This window comes from Flavobacterium yafengii (assembly GCF_030010375.1).
Classification (GTDB): domain Bacteria; phylum Bacteroidota; class Bacteroidia; order Flavobacteriales; family Flavobacteriaceae; genus Flavobacterium; species Flavobacterium yafengii.
Genome location: NZ_JASCRY010000001.1, coordinates 232,612 through 250,784 on the forward strand (window position 1 = coordinate 232,612; position 18,173 = coordinate 250,784).

The 18,173-nt window shown below is 35.4% G+C and carries 14 protein-coding genes; 8 read left to right on the plus strand and 6 right to left on the minus strand.

Going from position 1 to position 18,173, the window contains the following annotated elements:
• Window positions 1-195: 195 nt before the first annotated feature.
• The 3 genes from trxA to dnaE form a co-directional block, all read right to left on the minus strand.
• Window positions 196-513 (minus strand): thioredoxin, encoded by a 318-nt coding sequence (gene trxA / locus QLS97_RS01000; protein WP_024980008.1) that lies wholly within the window; start codon window positions 511-513, stop codon window positions 196-198.
• A gap of 353 nt (window positions 514-866) precedes the next feature.
• A complete protein-coding gene (locus QLS97_RS01005) occupies window positions 867-1,730 on the minus strand; it encodes an outer membrane beta-barrel protein (RefSeq protein WP_282713832.1) in 864 nt (287 codons plus the stop codon).
• A 162-nt stretch (window positions 1,731-1,892) separates the two neighbouring features.
• On the minus strand, window positions 1,893-6,437 hold the full coding sequence (gene dnaE / locus QLS97_RS01010; protein ID WP_282713833.1) for a DNA polymerase III subunit alpha: 4,545 nt from the start codon (window positions 6,435-6,437) through the stop codon (window positions 1,893-1,895).
• Window positions 6,438-7,080: 643 nt separating this feature from the next.
• Between dnaE and leuC the strand changes: the two genes are divergently transcribed.
• The 4 genes from leuC (at window position 7,081) to leuB (ending at window position 11,998) form a co-directional block, all read left to right on the plus strand.
• Window positions 7,081-8,475, plus strand: coding sequence for a 3-isopropylmalate dehydratase large subunit (gene leuC, locus QLS97_RS01015; RefSeq protein WP_282713834.1), 1,395 nt, complete (start codon window positions 7,081-7,083; stop codon window positions 8,473-8,475).
• Between the two features lie 169 nt (window positions 8,476-8,644).
• Complete coding sequence (gene leuD / locus QLS97_RS01020; RefSeq protein ID WP_282713835.1) at window positions 8,645-9,241, plus strand: 3-isopropylmalate dehydratase small subunit; 597 nt, start codon at window positions 8,645-8,647, stop codon at window positions 9,239-9,241.
• Between the two features lie 135 nt (window positions 9,242-9,376).
• Window positions 9,377-10,903 carry an alpha-isopropylmalate synthase regulatory domain-containing protein gene (locus tag QLS97_RS01025; protein ID WP_282713836.1) on the plus strand — a complete coding sequence of 509 codons (1,527 nt, stop codon included), beginning with the start codon at window positions 9,377-9,379 and terminating at the stop codon, window positions 10,901-10,903.
• A gap of 33 nt (window positions 10,904-10,936) precedes the next feature.
• The gene (gene leuB / locus QLS97_RS01030) at window positions 10,937-11,998 is read left to right on the plus strand and encodes a 3-isopropylmalate dehydrogenase (protein ID WP_282713837.1); all 1,062 of its coding nucleotides are present in this window, start codon (window positions 10,937-10,939) and stop codon (window positions 11,996-11,998) included.
• A gap of 152 nt (window positions 11,999-12,150) precedes the next feature.
• On the opposite strand, the gene QLS97_RS01035 is transcribed toward leuB, so the two are convergent.
• A complete protein-coding gene (locus tag QLS97_RS01035; RefSeq protein ID WP_099713722.1) occupies window positions 12,151-12,513 on the minus strand; it encodes an RNA-binding regulator in 363 nt (120 codons plus the stop codon).
• 155 nt (window positions 12,514-12,668) lie between these two features.
• The gene (locus tag QLS97_RS01040; RefSeq protein WP_282713838.1) at window positions 12,669-13,154 is read right to left on the minus strand and encodes a DUF6252 domain-containing protein; all 486 of its coding nucleotides are present in this window, start codon (window positions 13,152-13,154) and stop codon (window positions 12,669-12,671) included.
• A gap of 201 nt (window positions 13,155-13,355) precedes the next feature.
• Between QLS97_RS01040 and QLS97_RS01045 the strand changes: the two genes are divergently transcribed.
• From QLS97_RS01045 to QLS97_RS01055, 3 genes are all read left to right on the plus strand, one after another.
• On the plus strand, window positions 13,356-13,913 hold the full coding sequence (locus QLS97_RS01045) for a 30S ribosomal protein S16 (RefSeq protein WP_282713839.1): 558 nt from the start codon (window positions 13,356-13,358) through the stop codon (window positions 13,911-13,913).
• Window positions 13,914-13,928: 15 nt separating this feature from the next.
• Entirely contained in the window at window positions 13,929-14,453 is a 525-nt protein-coding gene (gene rimM, locus QLS97_RS01050) for a ribosome maturation factor RimM (protein WP_282713840.1), read from the plus strand.
• A gap of 142 nt (window positions 14,454-14,595) precedes the next feature.
• Window positions 14,596-15,303 (plus strand): tRNA1(Val) (adenine(37)-N6)-methyltransferase, encoded by a 708-nt coding sequence (locus tag QLS97_RS01055; RefSeq protein WP_282713841.1) that lies wholly within the window; start codon window positions 14,596-14,598, stop codon window positions 15,301-15,303.
• Window positions 15,304-15,359: 56 nt separating this feature from the next.
• Here QLS97_RS01055 and QLS97_RS01060 read toward each other — a convergent pair whose 3' ends face one another.
• The gene (locus tag QLS97_RS01060) at window positions 15,360-16,661 is read right to left on the minus strand and encodes a TlpA family protein disulfide reductase (protein ID WP_282713843.1); all 1,302 of its coding nucleotides are present in this window, start codon (window positions 16,659-16,661) and stop codon (window positions 15,360-15,362) included.
• Between the two features lie 328 nt (window positions 16,662-16,989).
• Between QLS97_RS01060 and QLS97_RS01065 the strand changes: the two genes are divergently transcribed.
• Window positions 16,990-18,168, plus strand: a complete 1,179-nt coding sequence (locus QLS97_RS01065) for an acyl-CoA dehydrogenase family protein (RefSeq protein WP_282713844.1) — start codon at window positions 16,990-16,992, stop codon at window positions 18,166-18,168.
• Window positions 18,169-18,173: the final 5 nt, after the last annotated feature.

The window sequence follows — 18,173 nt, forward strand, 5'->3', positions numbered from 1 at the left end:
TTAAAAATTTAAAGATTGAAAAGAAAATAGAACCACCTTTGATTCTCTGATTTTAAAATCATGTTTAATCTGTTAATCTGCATTGTTTATTATATACCTGATTGAAACGCTGTAAATCCCACAAAAAAAGGCTTGACTTTCGCCAAACCTTTTTTTTGAATCTTTTCAGATTCTATATAAATCATAATCTACCGATTACAACAAAGCGTCTAAACTATCAGCGTAAGTTTGTTTTGGAGCAACTCCTACTTGTTTTCCTACCACTTCTCCGTTATGAAAAACCAATACTGTTGGGATATTTCTCACTCCGTATTTGGCTGCAAATTCTTGATTTGCATCAACATCTACTTTCCCTACAACAACTTTCCCTTCGTATTCATTGCTTAACTCATCAATGATTGGCCCTACCATTCTACAAGGTCCACACCATGCTGCCCAAAAATCCACCATTACCGGTTTGTCTGATTTCAAAACTACTTCTTCAAAAGTAGCATCTGTTATTGCTAATGCCATATTTATTTTTATTTAAGTTTATCGTTTGAATATTTAAAGTCTCAAACTCGGTTACAAATTTAGAAATTAAAAACTAATCAAACGCCATTCATAAATTAGTTTTGACTATTAATATATCGTCAATTCTTATCACTCGATTTCAATGTATTTAAGATTACAATAATCAAGAGCTACTTCCTGCTGTACGCTGTATCTTTTCCGGCTTAAAGAAAGCCAGAAAAGGATGCCACTCCCATCAGGGCTAGGACATTTGTGTCACAACAAAATCAATTTCCAAAGAAAATTCCTTCGCCTGCAAACAAAAAAAGCCATCTTTTCAGACAGCCTTTTGATAAATATTTAAAAATGGTTTATTACAAACTGTATTTGACCCCAAGAGTCAATCCCAATCCACTGATACCAACATAAGAACTCAATTCATCCATTGGTTTCGTTGTATCTACCGTATTAAATTGCGCGTTATTAGAATTACTGTCTAATCGATCCGTATAATTAGAATGCACCTGAGAAGTGTTACGTGTACTCAATCGATCTGTTCCATTAACGGTAAATTCAGTAGTTTCCTTATCTTTTCCATGCACCGTAAAATTACGGTATTCTAATTCTGCAAAAGCCGATAGATTTTTAGCTAATTTATAAGAAGTCCCTAAAGCCGCTTGAAAACCTACAGTTGGTTTTGGCCTGATTACATCTTTACTGAACACATTTACTCCCGGAGCAGCAACTGCATTTGTTTTAATCGTTAAATCTCCGTGAACCGGAACAATTACCCCTACTTTAGAATAGGTTTCAAATCCTTTTACTTCACCCAAGAACAACACAACTGCCGGAGCTAAATCAAAAGCAGTAATTTGACCAACAGATTTTAAGGTAGTTATTCCATCATCAACCCTTTTAACCATTGTTTTATCAGTACTGTTATAATAATTAATACCCATTTCCAAGCCTAAACGATCTGTAAAACGGTATCCAACAGCGCCACCAGCACGAAAACCCTCTCCAAAAGAACCTGTAACGCTTTCTTCAGAAACCAAATCTCCACCAACATAAACCTTGCTTAAAGCCTCTTGACCACCTACAGTAGGAAACTCAGTAGCAGCAGTTTGAACAAAATAAGATCCGCCTAATTTAAAATACCAACTTTCCTTTTTTTCAGTTTGCCCTATCATAACTATAGAACAAAACATAAATCCCAACAAAAATAATTGCTTTTTCATAATTTAGTATATTACCATTTTTACAAAAATAAACCATTTTTGATAAAAATTTCGCACTATTTAATACCAAATATATGTTAAAACTGATTAAAGTTTAAGCCCCAAGCACTTATAGACATTCAAATCTATTTTATTTTCTTGAACTATCAGCATTTGAAAAACCTAATTCAACTTAAAGTTAATCTGCATTTTTTCCAGTTCCACTAACAATTCATTCGAAATCTTGATTTTCAGTTTTCTGCTTGGCATAGTTAACTTGGTTACAACCTTAATTTCTTCGACTTCTTCGACTTTTGCTTCGGTATTTGTCTCTGGAATTTCGAGAGTTTCCATTTCAGAATCTTCATTTCCATCAACAAAAGCTACCTCTTCATTTTCAATTTCGACAGAAGCAATGGCAACGAGTCGTTTCGTTTTTTCCAACTCCATGATTTCAAAAGACACTGTATTATCCCCTTTATTATCTTGAAAAAGATGACTTAATTTATGGATAAAATCAGTTTCTAAATCCTTTATATTTAATAGTACAACTAATTTTCTAGCAAAAGTTTCTAACACATCTTGCAATTGCTTTACTTCCACAAATTGCAATCTCGGCTCTCCTTTTTTCCCAGTATCACGGTCTGTCCAGCCTTCTTTTACCAACACTTTCATGAAGGTAAAATTATTTTGAATAAAGAAATGACGGAACCTTAAATACTCTTCCCCAAAAATCCGAAATTCATAACTTTCATCATAACCCTCCAGAGTAAACATACCCCAGCCTTTTCCGTTTTTAGCCACACGATGCTGCACATTATTGATAATTCCCCCAAACGCGAGGTTTTTACTGACATGAAGCTCCATATTCTTCAACGCTTCCAATTTGGCATTACAAAAATGTTTCATTTCAAATTTGTAATCATCCAGCGGATGTCCCGAGATATAAATCCCAACAACTTCCTTTTCTTTAGCCAATTTCTCCATCGTACTCCAATCCTCGCAAGGCGGCACAATAGGCTCTGCGATTTGCACATCGCTACTTTCGCCAAACAAACTCACTTGCGATGAATTTTCATTTTCCTGAAACTTCGACCCATACCGAATCGCTTTCTCATAAAAGGTAATTCCATCACCATCATCATGAAAATATTGTGCTCTCGTTGTTCCTAAAAACGAATCGAAACCACCAGCCAAAACCAAATTCTCTAATGCTTTTTTATTCGCTGCACGTAAATCGATGCGCTTGGTCAAATCAAAAATCGATTTATATCTTCCGTCTTTTCTATTCTCCACAATTGTTGCCACAGCTCCAGAACCAACACCTTTTACAGCCCCCATTCCAAAACGAACGGCATAATCATCATTTACGGTAAACTTGTAAAACGACTCATTTACATCAGGTCCTAAAACTTGTAATCCCATGCGCTTGCATTCCTCCATAAAGAAAGAAACTTGCTTAATGTCACTCATATTATTAGACAAAACCGCAGCCATATATTCAGCAGGATAATTCGCTTTCAAAAAAGCCGTTTGGTACGCAATCCAGGCATAACATGTCGAGTGCGATTTATTAAAGGCATATTCCGCAAAGGCTTCCCAGTCTTTCCATATTTTCTCCAGTTTATCTTCGGCATGACCTTTGGCGGCAGCCTGAGAGATAAATTTAGGTTTCATTTTATCCAGAACGTCCTTTTGTTTTTTTCCCATCGCTTTACGCAAAACGTCGGCATCACCCTTGGAGAAATCCGCGAGTTTTTGGGACAAAAGCATTACCTGTTCTTGGTAAACGGTAATTCCGTACGTATCTTTTAGTAATTCTTCGCAAGCTTCAAGGTCATAAATAATTTCCTCTTCGCCGTTTTTTCGCTTGACGAAACTCGGAATATAAGCAATCGGTCCCGGACGATACAACGCATTCATGGCAATCAAATCGGGGAAAACCGTCGGCTTCAATTCCTTCATGTATTTTTGCATTCCCGGACTCTCATACTGGAAAATCCCTACTGTTTCTCCACGCTGGAAAAGCTCATACGTCTTCAAATCATCAATAGGAAACGTATCTGGATCGAGATCAATTCCAGTTCTGTATTTTACTAATTTGACCGTATCTTTTATCAAGGTTAGGGTTTTCAAACCCAAGAAATCCATCTTCAACAAACCGGCACTTTCCACCACCGAGTTGTCAAATTGAGTCACATACAAATCTGAATCTTTGGCGGTAGCCACAGGAACAAAATTCGTAATGTCGCTTGGCGTAATAATCACTCCACAAGCGTGAATCCCAGTATTTCTTAGATTCCCTTCTAAAACTTTGGCTTGCTGAATGGTTTCTCCACCCAAATCACTTTCATTAGCAAGACCTATTAATTCTTTTATTTTATCGTATTCTTCCGGACGAACCGCTTTCTTAATTATATCTTCTTTTTCACTCAAAAAACGCGCTAAATTCCATTTTGACGGCATCATGCCCGGAATCAACTTCGCAATTTTATCCGCTTCGAATAAAGGTAAATCCAGCACACGAGCGGTATCACGAATCGCCGATTTCGTTGCCATTTTACCATAGGTGATAATTTGCGCCACCTGTTTCGAACCGTATTTCCTGATCACATAATCCATTACGCTGCTTCGTCCTTCGTCATCAAAATCGATATCAATATCGGGTAGTGACACACGATCCGGATTCAGGAAACGCTCAAAAAGCAGGTTGTACATTAATGGGTCAATATTGGTGATTTTCAAACAATACGCCACCACGGATCCTGCCGCAGATCCCCTTCCAGGCCCAACCGAAACGCCCATACTTCTCGCCTCGGCAATTAAATCCTGTACAATCAGGAAATAACCCGGATAACCGGAATTGGATATCGTCAACAATTCAAAATCCAATCGTTCTTGAATTTCTTCAGTAATAACAGGATATCGTCTTCTTGCTCCTTCAAAAGTCAAATGCCTCAAATACGCATTTTCTCCTCGTACACCGCCATCAACTGCATCTTCGAAATTATTAAATTCAACCGGGATTTCAAATTTTGGAAGTAAAACTTCACGAGCCAAATCGAAAATTTCAATCTTATCCACAATCTCCGAAATATTGGAAATCGCTTCGGGCAAATTTGCAAAAAGCTGTTTCATCTCCTCTCCCGTCTTGAAATAGTATTCCTGATTCGGCAATCCATAACGATAGCCACGACCACGGCCTATAGGTGTAGTTTGCTTTTCACCGTCACGCACACAAAGCAAAATATCGTGTGCATTCGAATTCTCCTTGTCTATATAAAAGGTATTGTTTGTCGCAATAATTTTGACCTCATGTTTCCTTGCCAATGAAATCAAAGACGCATTCACCCGATTTTCATCTTCCTGATTGTGACGCATCACCTCAATGTAGAAATCTTCCTTGAACTCGTTTTTCCACCAGATCAAAGCTTCTTCGGCTTGGTTTTCACCAATGTTTAAAATCTTATTTGGGATTTCGCCATAAAGATTTCCAGACAAAACAATAATATCTTCTTTGAATTCCTGAATGACTTTCCTGTCGATTCTTGGCACATAATAAAATCCTTCAGTATAAGCTATGGAAGACATTTTAGCCAAATTATGATAACCTTTTTTGGTCTTCGCCAAAAGTACTATTTGGTATCCATTATCCTTAACCGACTTGTTTTTATGGTCTTCACAAACAAAAAATTCACAACCAACTATTGGTTTCATTAGAACTTCGGTAGGTGCTTCACCATTTTCGATTGCCGCTTTATTTTTGGCTTCAGCCGCTTTATTATGGTATAAAATATCGCGAACAAAATGAAAAGCACCCATCAAATTCGCATGATCGGTCATGGCAACCGCAGGCATTTTTTGTTGTGCCGCTGCTTTTACCAATGCCGCAATACTAATTGTAGACTGCAACACCGAAAACTGCGTATGATTGTGCAAATGCACGAAAGGTGCATCAATAAGTACTTTTTTATTCTCAGAAAGTTCTTGTCTTGAAACGGCCGGCGCTTGTTTTTCTCCAAACTGCTGACGGATTTTATCCGAAGCTTCCTTGAGATTTATATGTTTTAAACCAATGAGCTTAATCTCGCTTGGATTCTTACTTTGAAAGTCTTGAAAGTAACTGGCTGGAACATCCAGTTCCTCTTTTGTGAAAACGTCACGACGAATCAACTCCAAGAAACAACGTGTAGTTGCCTCGACATCGGCAGTAGCGTTGTGTGCTTCACCGAAAGGTTTATTAAAAAGATAAGAGTGCAGTTCCGTTAAAGTAGGCAGTTTGAATTTACCACCACGACCACCCGGCAATTTCAATAAAGAAGCGGTTACTTCGGTACAGGTATCCAGAATTGGCATGGAACTCATTTGACTTTCAACGCCCATTCTGTAAAATTCACAACCCATAATATTGATATCAAAACCTAAATTCTGACCTACAATAAATTTGGCTTTGCCTAAAGCTACATTGAATTTTTCTAAAACTTCTGCCAACGAAATACCATCGGCCTCCGCCAATTCAGTAGAAATACCGTGAATTCGTTCTGCGTCATACGGAATATTAAAACCTTCGGGCTTCACCAAATAGTCTTCGTGCTCGATGAGTTTTCCCATATCATCGTGCAACTGCCAAGCGATTTGAATACAACGCGGCCAGTTATCCGTATCTGAAATGGGAGCGCCCCAACGCTTTGGTAATCCTGTAGTTTCGGTATCGAATATTAAGTACATATCTGGATTTGAAGTGTTTGTGATTTTAAAAAATCGCAAAAAATGAATTTCAAATTTAGTTTTTTTTGAGTAGAATAGAAGTTAAGTTATCAACAAAAAACAAATTTATTTTCCAGAACTATTCTCCTATTAAAACTACAATCACTTTCAACAAATCACCTTGATATTCCCTTGTTAAAAAGATAAAAAGAGTCCGTATTGATTTTTTGGATGTCGTAGTATTTCATCAAAAAAAAATACTGAAATACGGCTAAAAAATATGCATTTTACTAATAAAATCAAACTAAAAAACAGCCTCAATAAAAATCAAATAGCGAATTTAAAATTAAAAAAAAGTTGATTTTAATTCCATTTTATTAAATATTCACAAACATAACAGCTTTTTATAAGTAAATTTTATCAATTTGATAAATATCAAAAACCTCCAAAAATTAATTTTTTATTGTATCTAAATAAAAAACTACACTACTAAAAAAGAAGCTTAAAAGATAAAAACCAGCAAAGAAATACCCTAATCTGATTTTGGGTATCGTATATAATGAAATATTAAAAAATAAAGACTTGATTCTTTTTTTAGTTTTGCCTTCATTGTTATCATCTTAGCCAACTTGGCTATAAAAAAATACATTAAAAACATATTAAAATGAGTACTACATTATTTGACAAAGTATGGGATTCGCACGTGGTGCGTAAAATTGAAGATGGACCAGACGTGTTTTTTATTGACCGTCATTTCATCCATGAAGTTACTAGTCCTGTAGCTTTTTTAGGTTTAAAAGAAAGAGGAATTTCAGTTTTATATCCAGAGCGCACTTTTGCTACTGCGGATCACAACACGCCAACTATAAATCAACATTTACCAGTTCAAGATGCATTATCTGCCAATCAACTTAAGGCATTAGAAGACAACGCAGCAGAATATGGTATTTCGCATTGGGGATTAGGTCACCAAAAAAACGGAATTGTGCACGTAGTAGGTCCTGAAAACGGAATTACTTTACCGGGTGCCACTATTGTTTGTGGAGATTCGCATACTTCTACGCATGGTGCTTTTGGAGCTATTGCTTTTGGTATCGGAACTTCTGAGGTTGAAATGGTTATGGCTACTCAATGTATCATGCAACCGAAACCAAAGAAAATGCGTATCAACGTAAATGGTGAATTGAGCAAAGGTGTTGGTCCAAAAGACGTTGCACTTTATATCATTGCACAATTAACTACTTCTGGAGGTACAGGATATTTCGCAGAATATGCAGGAGATGTTTTTGAAAACATGTCTATGGAAGGTCGTATGACTGTTTGTAACTTGAGTATCGAAATGGGTGCTCGTGGTGGTATGATTGCTCCGGATCAAAAAACATTTGATTTCTTAGAAGGAAGATTATACGCTCCAAAAGGTGAAGCTTGGACAAAAGCAGTTGAATATTGGAAAACCTTAAAAACTGATGCTGATGCAATTTTTGATGCAGAATTAAACATCAATGCTGCAGATATTGAACCAATGATTACGTATGGTACGAACCCTGGAATGGGAATTGGTATCTCAAAAAATATTCCAAGCGCTAACCAAGTAGAAGGTGGCCCCGAAACATATAAAAAATCTTTAGCCTATATGGGTTTTGAAGAAAACGACGTAATGATTGGTAAACCAATTGATTTTGTTTTCTTGGGAAGTTGCACCAATGGTAGAATTGAAGATTTCAGAGCTTTTACAGAAATTGTAAAAGGGAGAAAAAAAGCAGATAATGTTACGGCTTGGTTAGTTCCAGGTTCTCACGTAGTAGAAGCTCAGATTAAAGAAGAAGGGCTTTTAGACATTCTTACTGAAGCTGGTTTTGTATTACGTCAGCCAGGTTGTTCCGCTTGTTTAGCGATGAATGATGACAAAGTACCTGCAGGAAAATATGCGGTAAGTACTTCAAACAGAAACTTCGAAGGTCGCCAAGGTCCTGGTTCAAGAACATTATTGGCAAGTCCAATTATGGCCGCTGCGGCTGCAGTTACTGGAAAACTAACAGATCCTAGAGATTTGTTTTAAAAGATTTCAGAATGTAGAGTAACGATTTTTGATTTCAGATTTCGTTAAAATCGACACAGCATTCAGTTTAAATTATAGAATATAAAATAATATTAGTTAGCGTTTACGATTCCATTTTCCTTGAGGTAAATCTAAAATCATAAATCGTTAATCATAAATAAAAAATAAAATGGCATACGATAAATTTAATATCCTTACCAGTAGCGCAGTGCCGTTACCTATAGAAAATGTAGATACCGATCAAATCATTCCAGCACGTTTCTTGAAAGCGACCGAACGTGTTGGTTTTGGAGACAATCTTTTCAGAGACTGGAGATACAATGGAGATGGTACTCCAAAAGCAGATTTCGTATTGAATGACGCAACTTACAGTGGAAAAATATTAGTAGGCGGAAAAAACTTTGGTTCAGGTTCTTCTAGGGAACACGCGGCTTGGGCCGTTTACGATTACGGATTTCGTGCAGTTGTGTCTAGTTTTTTTGCAGACATCTTTAAAGGAAATTGCTTAAACATTGGTGTTTTACCAGTACAAGTGAGTCCTGAATTTGCAGAAACTATTTTCAAGGCTATTGAAGCTGATCCAAAAACAGAATTGGAAATAAATCTTCCGGAACAAACCATTACATTAAAAGCAACTGGTCAAAAAGAATCTTTTGATATTTCCGGATACAAAAAAGACAATATGGTTAACGGTTTTGATGATATTGATTATTTACAAAACATCAAAGAAGAAATTGTTGGGTTTGCCAATAAACTTCCTTACTAGAAACTAACAATAAAAATGCAGTTATCTCAAGCTCAATAGTATTGTTAAGCCAGATAACTGCTTTACCTTTTATAAAACACATCGGCAAGATTTCAAATTACCGAAGTCAAAACCACTTTTAGCATCAAATTTATAATGAAAAAAAGAAAAATTGAAATAATGGATACGACGCTCCGTGATGGTGAACAAACCTCGGGAGTATCATTTTCTGCTGCAGAAAAACTAACCATTGCGCAATTATTGCTGGAAGAATTAAATATTGATAGAATCGAAATTGCTTCAGCACGTGTAAGTGAAGGTGAGTTTCAAGGTGTAAAAGGGATTATGGCTTGGGCTAATGAGAAAGAATATTCTAACCGAATCGAAGTCTTAACCTTTGTTGATGGTGGACTTTCAATAGATTGGATGAAAAAAACGGGAGCTAAAGTTCAAAATTTACTAACCAAAGGATCTCTCAACCATTTAACGCATCAGTTAAAGAAAACGCCCGAACAACATTTTACCGAAATTGCTCAAGCCATTACTTTGGCTAAGGAAAATAATATTGAAACAAATGTTTATCTTGAAGACTGGAGTAACGGAATGCGCAATTCACCTGAATATGTGTTTCAATATTTAGATTTTCTGACCAAACAACCTATAAAAAGAGTATTACTACCGGACACTTTAGGCGTTTTGATCCCTTCAGAAACTTTTGAATTTATTTCGGAAATTATAGCAAGATACCCTGATACTCATTTTGATTTTCATGCCCATAATGACTATGATTTAAGTATCGCTAATGTAATGGAAGCTGTAAAAGCAGGAATACAAGGACTTCACGTAACCGTAAACGGAATGGGAGAACGCGCCGGAAATGCACCACTTGAAAGTACTGTTGCTGTAATAAATGACTTCTTTCCGCAAATAGAAATCGGTGTAAAAGAATCATCATTATACTCCGTAAGTAAATTAGTGGAGACTTTTACCGGTTATAGAATTCCTGCTAACAAACCTATCGTTGGCGACAATGTGTTTACGCAAACTGCCGGTATTCACGCTGATGGAGACAATAAAAACAATTTGTATTTTAATGATTTGCTTCCAGAACGTTTTGGAAGAAAACGAAAATACGCCTTAGGAAAAACATCCGGCAAGGCCAATATCGAAAAAAATCTTCAGGAATTAGGATTAAAATTAAATCAAGAAGATCTAAAATTAGTTACGCAGCGAATCATTGAGTTAGGCGACAAAAAAGAGACAGTCACCAAAGAAGACTTACCTTATATTATCTCTGATGTTTTAGACAGCCAGTCTTATCAAGAAAAAGTTGTTGTTGAATCATATATATTGTCTCACGCCAAAGGATTACGCCCATCGACCACTTTATCTCTAAAAATAGATGGGGAAGTCATTGAAGAGCATGCACAAGGCGACGGTCAATTTGATGCTTTTATGAATGCTTTGGCAAAAATATATAAAAGCAAAAATTTAGAATTGCCTAAATTAATCGATTATGCCGTACGAATCCCACCAGGAAGTAGTTCTGATGCTTTATGTGAAACCATAATTACCTGGACAAATAATGGAAAAGAATTCAAAACCAGGGGACTGGATTCAGACCAAACAGTTGCCGCAATTATAGCAACCCAGAAAATGTTGAATGTGGTTGCAGCCCAATAACAAATAGAAATACATTAATATAAAATAGACCTAATGAAATTTAACATAGCCCTTTTAGCCGGAGACGGAATTGGACCAGAAGTAATCAATGAAGCTGTAAAAGTTTCGGATGCTATAGCAAAAAAATTTAACCACGAAATCAATTGGACTCCAGCTCTTACAGGAGCTTGTGCTATTGATGCTGTTGGAGTTCCTTATCCTGATGAAACGCATGAAATTTGCATGGCTGCAGATGCAGTTCTTTTTGGAGCCATTGGGCACCCAAAATACGATAACGACCCAAGTGCTCCTGTAAGACCGGAACAAGGTTTATTATTGATGCGTAAAAAATTAGGGTTGTTTGCAAATGTACGTCCAACATTTACTTTCCCATCTTTGATTGACAATTCTCCTTTGAAAAGAGAACGCATCGAAGGAACTGATTTGGTTTTCTTGAGAGAACTTACTGGAGGAATCTATTTTGGAGAAAAAGGAAGAAAAGACGATGGCGAAACTGCATTTGACACCTGTACTTATACCAGACCTGAAGTACAGCGTTTAGCCAAAAAAGGTTTTGAATTGGCGATGACCCGAACTAAAAAACTATGTTGTGTGGACAAGGCCAATGTAATGGAAACTTCACGATTGTGGAGAGAAACTGTACAAGCTATGGAAAAAGACTATCCTGAAGTAACAGTAAGTTATGAATTTGTTGATGCGGTTGCCATGCGTTTGGTACAATGGCCGAATTCATATGACGTCTTGATTACTGAAAACTTATTTGGAGACATCTTAACGGATGAAGCTTCTGTAATATCAGGTTCTATGGGATTAATGCCATCTGCATCTGTAGGAGAACACACTTCATTGTACGAACCTATTCACGGGTCGTATCCACAAGCTACAGGATTAAATATTGCTAATCCATTAGCGACGGTTTTATCTGCTGCGATGATGTTTGAAGATGCTTTTGGATTAAAAGAAGAAGCAGAAGCTATTAGAGCAGTAGTTAACAAATCATTGGAACAAGGAATTGTAACAGAGGATTTAGCTGGAAAAGATGCAAAAGCGTATAAAACTAGTGAAGTTGGCGACTGGTTAGTTGCTAATCTATAAAGTTTCTTTTGTTTAAAAATTGAGTAATAGCTAAGATTACAACCTGAAAAACAACACTCACTTTTAGCTTTTACTCAGCTTTAAACAAAATAATAAGCAACAAAAAAGGTGTCAATAAATTGACACCTTTTTTTATATTGTAGAAAAAAATATTAATATCCTCCTCTGTTTCCACCACCACGGTTATCTCCACCACGGCTGTTTCCACCACCATAACCACCGCGTGAATCTCCACCACGACTGTTATTGTTAAAACTTCTTCTTTCACCTTCTGGTTTAGGCTCAGATTTGTTTACTACAATTGCACGTCCTTGAACAGTAGCTCCGTTCAATTCATCAATTGCTTTTTGAGCTTCGTCATCATTTGGCATCTCAACAAAACCAAATCCTTTACTTCTTCCAGTAAATTTATCAGTAATAATTTTAACTGAATCAACTGCTCCGTAAGCCTCGAAAGACTCTCTTAAATCTGCTTCCTCAATACTGAATGGAAGGCTTCCAACAAAAATATTCATATGTACTTATTTAAATAATAGAACAAATGTACTCTAATTTTTTTCTAATCTACTATATATTAGCTTATTTATGTTTTTATTTTAATTTCAAAAAAAGAAAACGAACATCCTAAAGCAAATGCTCAAAGTGTTTTAAGAAACCAACTCCTCGTAGATTACTGAACAAGAGAACGAACTACAGGAACCTTATAAAAAACTCCGTGCTGAAAATTAACAACCTGGCTGGCTAACGAGTTACTATTTGTATTTTCAGCATTAAACTTAAAAGTACCAGTGATGGTATTATTAACAGCGTCATATTCGGTTATTACAATTTGCCCCTCTCCTATCCCAAAACCTGTAGAAAAAGTAACCAAACCATTTGTAGCATCAGTGACTGTATAAATCGCTTTTTTGGACTCACTGGTTCCTAAAAAATAAGTTTGAGCAGTTGTAGATGTAGTTTTTAAGGATAGTGTTTCATTTGCTGTAAAGGATTCTATGAGCAAAGACCCATCAGCCGCTAGTGTTGCTCTAGATTGCACCCCTCTCCAAAACACATTATCCTTCATGCCTTGTAGTGAAGGATTATTAAAACTAATATCTTCTTCACAAGAGATTAAAGAAAAAAGCACGACAATAAACAAAAAATATTTTTTCATAAAATGCATCTTTTAGAGAAACAAAAGTATGACATTAGACCTTAAAAAAATAAAATTGTACTGAAAAATAAAAACAATAGCCATACCTAAAACAGTATCATTCATTAAAATACCAATCGAATTAGTATTTATCGATAAAAAATGTATCTTTGCACCCTTAATTAATCGAGGTCGAGTACCTCAAAATTTAATCACAAGATTATGTCAGTAAAAATTAGATTACAAAGACACGGTAAAAAACAAAAACCTTTTTACTGGGTTGTAGCAGCAGATGCTCGCTCAAAAAGAGATGGTAAATACTTAGAGAAAATAGGTACTTACAATCCAAACACTAACCCAGCAACTATCGAATTAAACCTTGATAGCGCAGTAAAATGGTTGCACAATGGTGCTCAACCAACTGATACTGCAAAAGCAATTCTTTCTTACAAAGGAGCTTTATTGAAACACCACCTTGATGGAGGTATCCGTAAAGGAGCTTTAACTCAAGAACAAGCTGATGCAAAATTAGCTGCTTGGTTAGAAGCAAAATCTGGAAAAGTTGATGCTAAAAAAGAAGGCTTAACAAAAGCGCAAGCTGATGTTAAAGCTAAAGCTTTCAAAGCAGAACAAGATGTTAATGCTAAACGTTTAGCTACAGCTGCTCAAGCAGAAGCTGATGCTATCGCTGCTGCAACTCCTGCTGTTGAAGAAGTTGCTGAAGTTGAAGTTGAAGAAGCTCCAGCTGCAGAAGAAAATAACGAAACAACTGAAGCATAATTTTAGAAGGCGAACATGCGTAAAGAAGATTGTTTCTATTTAGGTAAAATCGCTAAAAAATTTAGTTTCAAAGGGGAAGTTCTTGCCTATTTAGACACGGACGAACCTGAGTTATACGAAAACTTGGAATCAGTGTTTGTTGAATGCAACAAACACTTGGTTCCTTTTTTTATTGAAAGCAGTTCACTGCACAAAAACGACTTTCTTAGAATTCGTTTTGAAGATATGAATACCGAAGAAGATGCCGATGCTATTATAGGCAACGCCATTTATCTTCCTTTAAATATGTTGCCAAAACTTTCCGGCAATAAATTCTACTTCCATGAAGTAATTGGTTTTGAAGTTGAAGACAAACGTCTTGGCGTTGTTGGAAAAATCCAATCCATAAATGACACTACTGCCCAACCTCTTTTTGAAGTTTTAAACGGTGATGTAGAAATTCTTATCCCTATGATTGACCATTTTCTTGTAAAAATTGACAGGGAAAACAAAAAAGTCATCATGGATTTACCTGAAGGGTTGATCGAAATGTATCTTTAGAAAGTTTAATCGGTTATTTGTTTATTCGGTTAATCGATAAAATCAAAGACTTCATTTTACTATACTATTTATTGAAATCCAGTAAATCCGCATTTACAAAAAATCCGAAATCAAAAATCGTTAATTTACAATCTTAATCATCATGTTTTCATTCAAGCAATTCTCCATCCAACAAGACCGTTGTGCCATGAAAATTGGAACTGATGGTGTTTTACTTGGCGCTTGGACACCCATTGAAAACAATCCATTTAGTATTTTAGATATTGGAGCCGGAACAGGCGTAATCGCTTTAATGCTGGCGCAAAGAAGCAACGCGGAACAAATTGATGCTTTAGAAATAGACGAAGAAGCCTACGAGCAATCTGTAGATAATTTTGAAAATTCCCCTTGGAGTGATCGCTTATTTTGTTTTCATGTCGGTTTAGATGAATTTGTAGAAGAACCAGAAGACGAGTACGATTTAATTGTTTCCAATCCCCCATTTTATACTGATGATTACAAATCTGATAACGAGCAGCGTGATTTAGCCCGTTTTGCAGACGCTATGCCTTTTGAGGATTTGATTGAGGCTGCTGATTTATTACTTTCGGAAAACGGAATATTCGCTTTAATTATTCCTTTCAAAGAAGAAGAAAATTTCTTGGCACTAGCCTCAGCATACGAATTATACCCAGTAAAAATCACAAGAGTAAAAGGAACTCCAACTACCGAAATCAAACGCAGCTTACTCGCATTTACGCGAAAAGAAACTATTGATTTTCAAATTGACACATTAATTATCGAAACTTCAAGACATCAATATACTCCCCAATACATTGAATTGACTAAGGATTTTTACTTGAAGATGTAAGTGTCATAAAACCTAACAATAAAAGGTTCTAAATAAATGTAACACCAAAACGTGAACTATTTTTCAATTATTTTAGCAATCAACTCTAAGGAAATCTTATCTCCAGCACCGACAAATTTAATTTCACCTCTTTTATTTAGCAAAACGACTGTCGGATATGCTTTTATATTTAGTTGTTTTATAAAAGTATTGATACTATTTAATTTTATAAATGCTTGCTGCCATTTGACATTATTTTTTTTCACATATTCTAATACTTTTTCATTAGATTGATCAACAGCAATGCCAAGAATACTTATTTTTTTTTCGTTTAAATTATAGAATTCTCTAATTTGTGGATTAAATTTAAGACAAGGACCGCACCAAGTACCCCAAAATTCTAAAAGTAAAAAATCCTTATCTTTTAAAACATTTTTTAGAATAAAATTATTGTTGTCTAAATCTCTAAAAGAATAATTTAACGGTATTTTATTCTCAATTGCAAATCGTTTGATAGGCCCTTTTTTGATTGGACTTAGATACAATGAATCCATTTCAGACTGTCTTTTAATGGTGTAATTTGAATTATTGATAGTAATTGTATCATTAAAGGAATATTTGTACTGATTATTAAAAACAAAATCTTCTGAAAAATTAGTGTTTTTATCTTTAACATAGAATTGACTTTTAGTATAAAAATCAGAAAAATAAAACTCATAACCATCTACTTTCCCTACCCAAGCATCTACAAATTTAATAAAAGATAAATAAGGACTATCTTCTTTACTAATCTTTTGGGATATTGCATTCTCTCTATCAGGTACTAAAACAAACTTTCTTTCAAAATTTTTAATTTGATTATTTTCAAAATACTCAAATTTATAAACTGAAGGTAAATAACTGTTCACCAAAGCGTCCTCGTCAGCATTTTGATTTACTTCATATTCATATTTAATTTCATCACTAAAATCCTTATTCTTATTGGTATCTGCAATTAGTATTTGTTTATTCTTTTTAAACCCTATTAGTATAATTAGTTCTTGATCAATTTTCTTTTGCGATAAGGTTAGCGTATCTATTTTTAATTTTCTAAAATATTCAAGCGCTCTTTTCTTTTCGACTTTATTATTTTTAAGCAGATCGAAAGTATTTTGAACATAATCAATTGCCACGAAATGAAACCTTAAGGAATCTAGCAGAGGGATCCCTATGAAATTATCAGTATAAGACAAAGGTCTTAAATCCGACTCATATTGGTTTAAGTTAAAGGTGTCAGCATTACTTGTTAACTTTAATTTTATTTGCTTTGTTTGAGAAATTGAGACTTGTGCTAACAAACCAAACAAAATTACTGTAATTCGTTTTAAGGTCATATCCATGCTTTAGAGGCAACTTTTTAGTTAATGAAATGCAATGATTTAATTCTAATCTCAAGCAAATTAGGGATAAATTACAGAATTTTATCAATATATAAACCTACAAATTTATGATTAAATAAATAACTAAAGATTTTTATTCGGAGACATAAAGATCCTGCTTTAATACAATCCCCAAAATTCCATAGTTTCCTGTTTAATTGAACCTTTATTTGTACTTTAGACACTTGTATTCATTACAAAACGAATCGAATTCATAAAAATATAACATTTATTAATGCTTTTGTTATATTTCTTTCTGTAAATTTGCATCACTTAAAATTACCAAACCATGAAACCAGACTTATTTCAAGCTCCAGATTATTATAACTTAGACGACTTACTGACTGAAGAACACAAACTAGTGCGCGAATCTGCACGAGCGTGGGTAAAGCGTGAAGTATCTCCTATTATAGAAGAATATGCTCAAAAAGCAGAATTTCCAAAACAAATCATAAAAGGTTTGGGTGAAATTGGTGGTTTTGGCCCTTATATTCCTGAAGAATATGGTGGTGCCGGTTTAGACCAGATTTCATACGGTTTAATCATGCAAGAAATTGAACGTGGTGATTCTGGCGTTCGTTCTACCTCTTCAGTACAATCATCTTTGGTGATGTATCCAATTTGGAAATACGGAAATGAAGAACAGCGTATGAAATATTTACCAAAACTGGCTACTGGCGAGTTTATGGGATGCTTCGGATTAACTGAACCAAACTATGGTTCAGATCCAGGAAGTATGATTACCAACTTTAAAGATATGGGTGACCATTATTTATTGAACGGAGCTAAAATGTGGATTTCAAATGCTCCGTTTGCAGATATCGCCATTGTTTGGGCAAAAAATGAAGAAGGAAGAATTCACGGTTTAATTGTAGAACGCGGAATGGAAGGTTTCACCACGCCGGAAACCCATAACAAATGGTCGCTTCGTGCGTCTTCAACCGGAGAATTGATTTTTGATAATGTAAAAGTGCCAAAGGAAAACTTATTGCCAAATAAATCTGGATTAGGAGCACCACTTGGCTGTCTTGATTCAGCACGTTACGGAATTGCTTGGGGTGCTATTGGCGCTGCTATGGACTGCTACGATACCGCTTTGCGCTATGCCAAAGAAAGAATCCAGTTTGACAAACCTATTGCAGGAACTCAATTACAACAAAAAAAATTGGCCGAAATGATTACTGAAATTACCAAAGCACAATTATTGACTTGGAGATTAGGCGTTTTAAGAAATGAAGGCAAAGCAACAACTGCTCAAATCTCTATGGCCAAAAGAAACAATGTAGATATGGCCATTCATATTGCTCGCGAAGCCAGACAAATGTTGGGCGGAATGGGAATTACAGGAGAGTATTCTATCATGCGACACATGATGAATCTTGAATCTGTAATTACGTATGAAGGAACCCATGACATCCATTTGTTAATTACTGGAATGGATATCACTGGAATTCCAGCTTTTAAGTAGTAACA

Bases quoted from the DNA above. Each gene is read 5' to 3' on its own strand.
- trxA (WP_024980008.1), bottom strand. From the start codon at position 513: ATGGCATTAGCAATAACAGATGCTACTTTTGAAGAAGTAGTTTTGAAA.
- QLS97_RS01005 (WP_282713832.1), bottom strand. From the start codon at position 1,730: ATGAAAAAGCAATTATTTTTGTTGGGATTTATGTTTTGTTCTATAGTT.
- dnaE (WP_282713833.1), bottom strand. From the start codon at position 6,437: ATGTACTTAATATTCGATACCGAAACTACAGGATTACCAAAGCGTTGG.
- leuC (WP_282713834.1), top strand. From the start codon at position 7,081: ATGAGTACTACATTATTTGACAAAGTATGGGATTCGCACGTGGTGCGT.
- leuD (WP_282713835.1), top strand. From the start codon at position 8,645: ATGGCATACGATAAATTTAATATCCTTACCAGTAGCGCAGTGCCGTTA.
- QLS97_RS01025 (WP_282713836.1), top strand. From the start codon at position 9,377: ATGAAAAAAAGAAAAATTGAAATAATGGATACGACGCTCCGTGATGGT.
- leuB (WP_282713837.1), top strand. From the start codon at position 10,937: ATGAAATTTAACATAGCCCTTTTAGCCGGAGACGGAATTGGACCAGAA.
- QLS97_RS01035 (WP_099713722.1), bottom strand. From the start codon at position 12,513: ATGAATATTTTTGTTGGAAGCCTTCCATTCAGTATTGAGGAAGCAGAT.
- QLS97_RS01040 (WP_282713838.1), bottom strand. From the start codon at position 13,154: ATGAAAAAATATTTTTTGTTTATTGTCGTGCTTTTTTCTTTAATCTCT.
- QLS97_RS01045 (WP_282713839.1), top strand. From the start codon at position 13,356: ATGTCAGTAAAAATTAGATTACAAAGACACGGTAAAAAACAAAAACCT.
- rimM (WP_282713840.1), top strand. From the start codon at position 13,929: ATGCGTAAAGAAGATTGTTTCTATTTAGGTAAAATCGCTAAAAAATTT.
- QLS97_RS01055 (WP_282713841.1), top strand. From the start codon at position 14,596: ATGTTTTCATTCAAGCAATTCTCCATCCAACAAGACCGTTGTGCCATG.
- QLS97_RS01060 (WP_282713843.1), bottom strand. From the start codon at position 16,661: ATGGATATGACCTTAAAACGAATTACAGTAATTTTGTTTGGTTTGTTA.
- QLS97_RS01065 (WP_282713844.1), top strand. From the start codon at position 16,990: ATGAAACCAGACTTATTTCAAGCTCCAGATTATTATAACTTAGACGAC.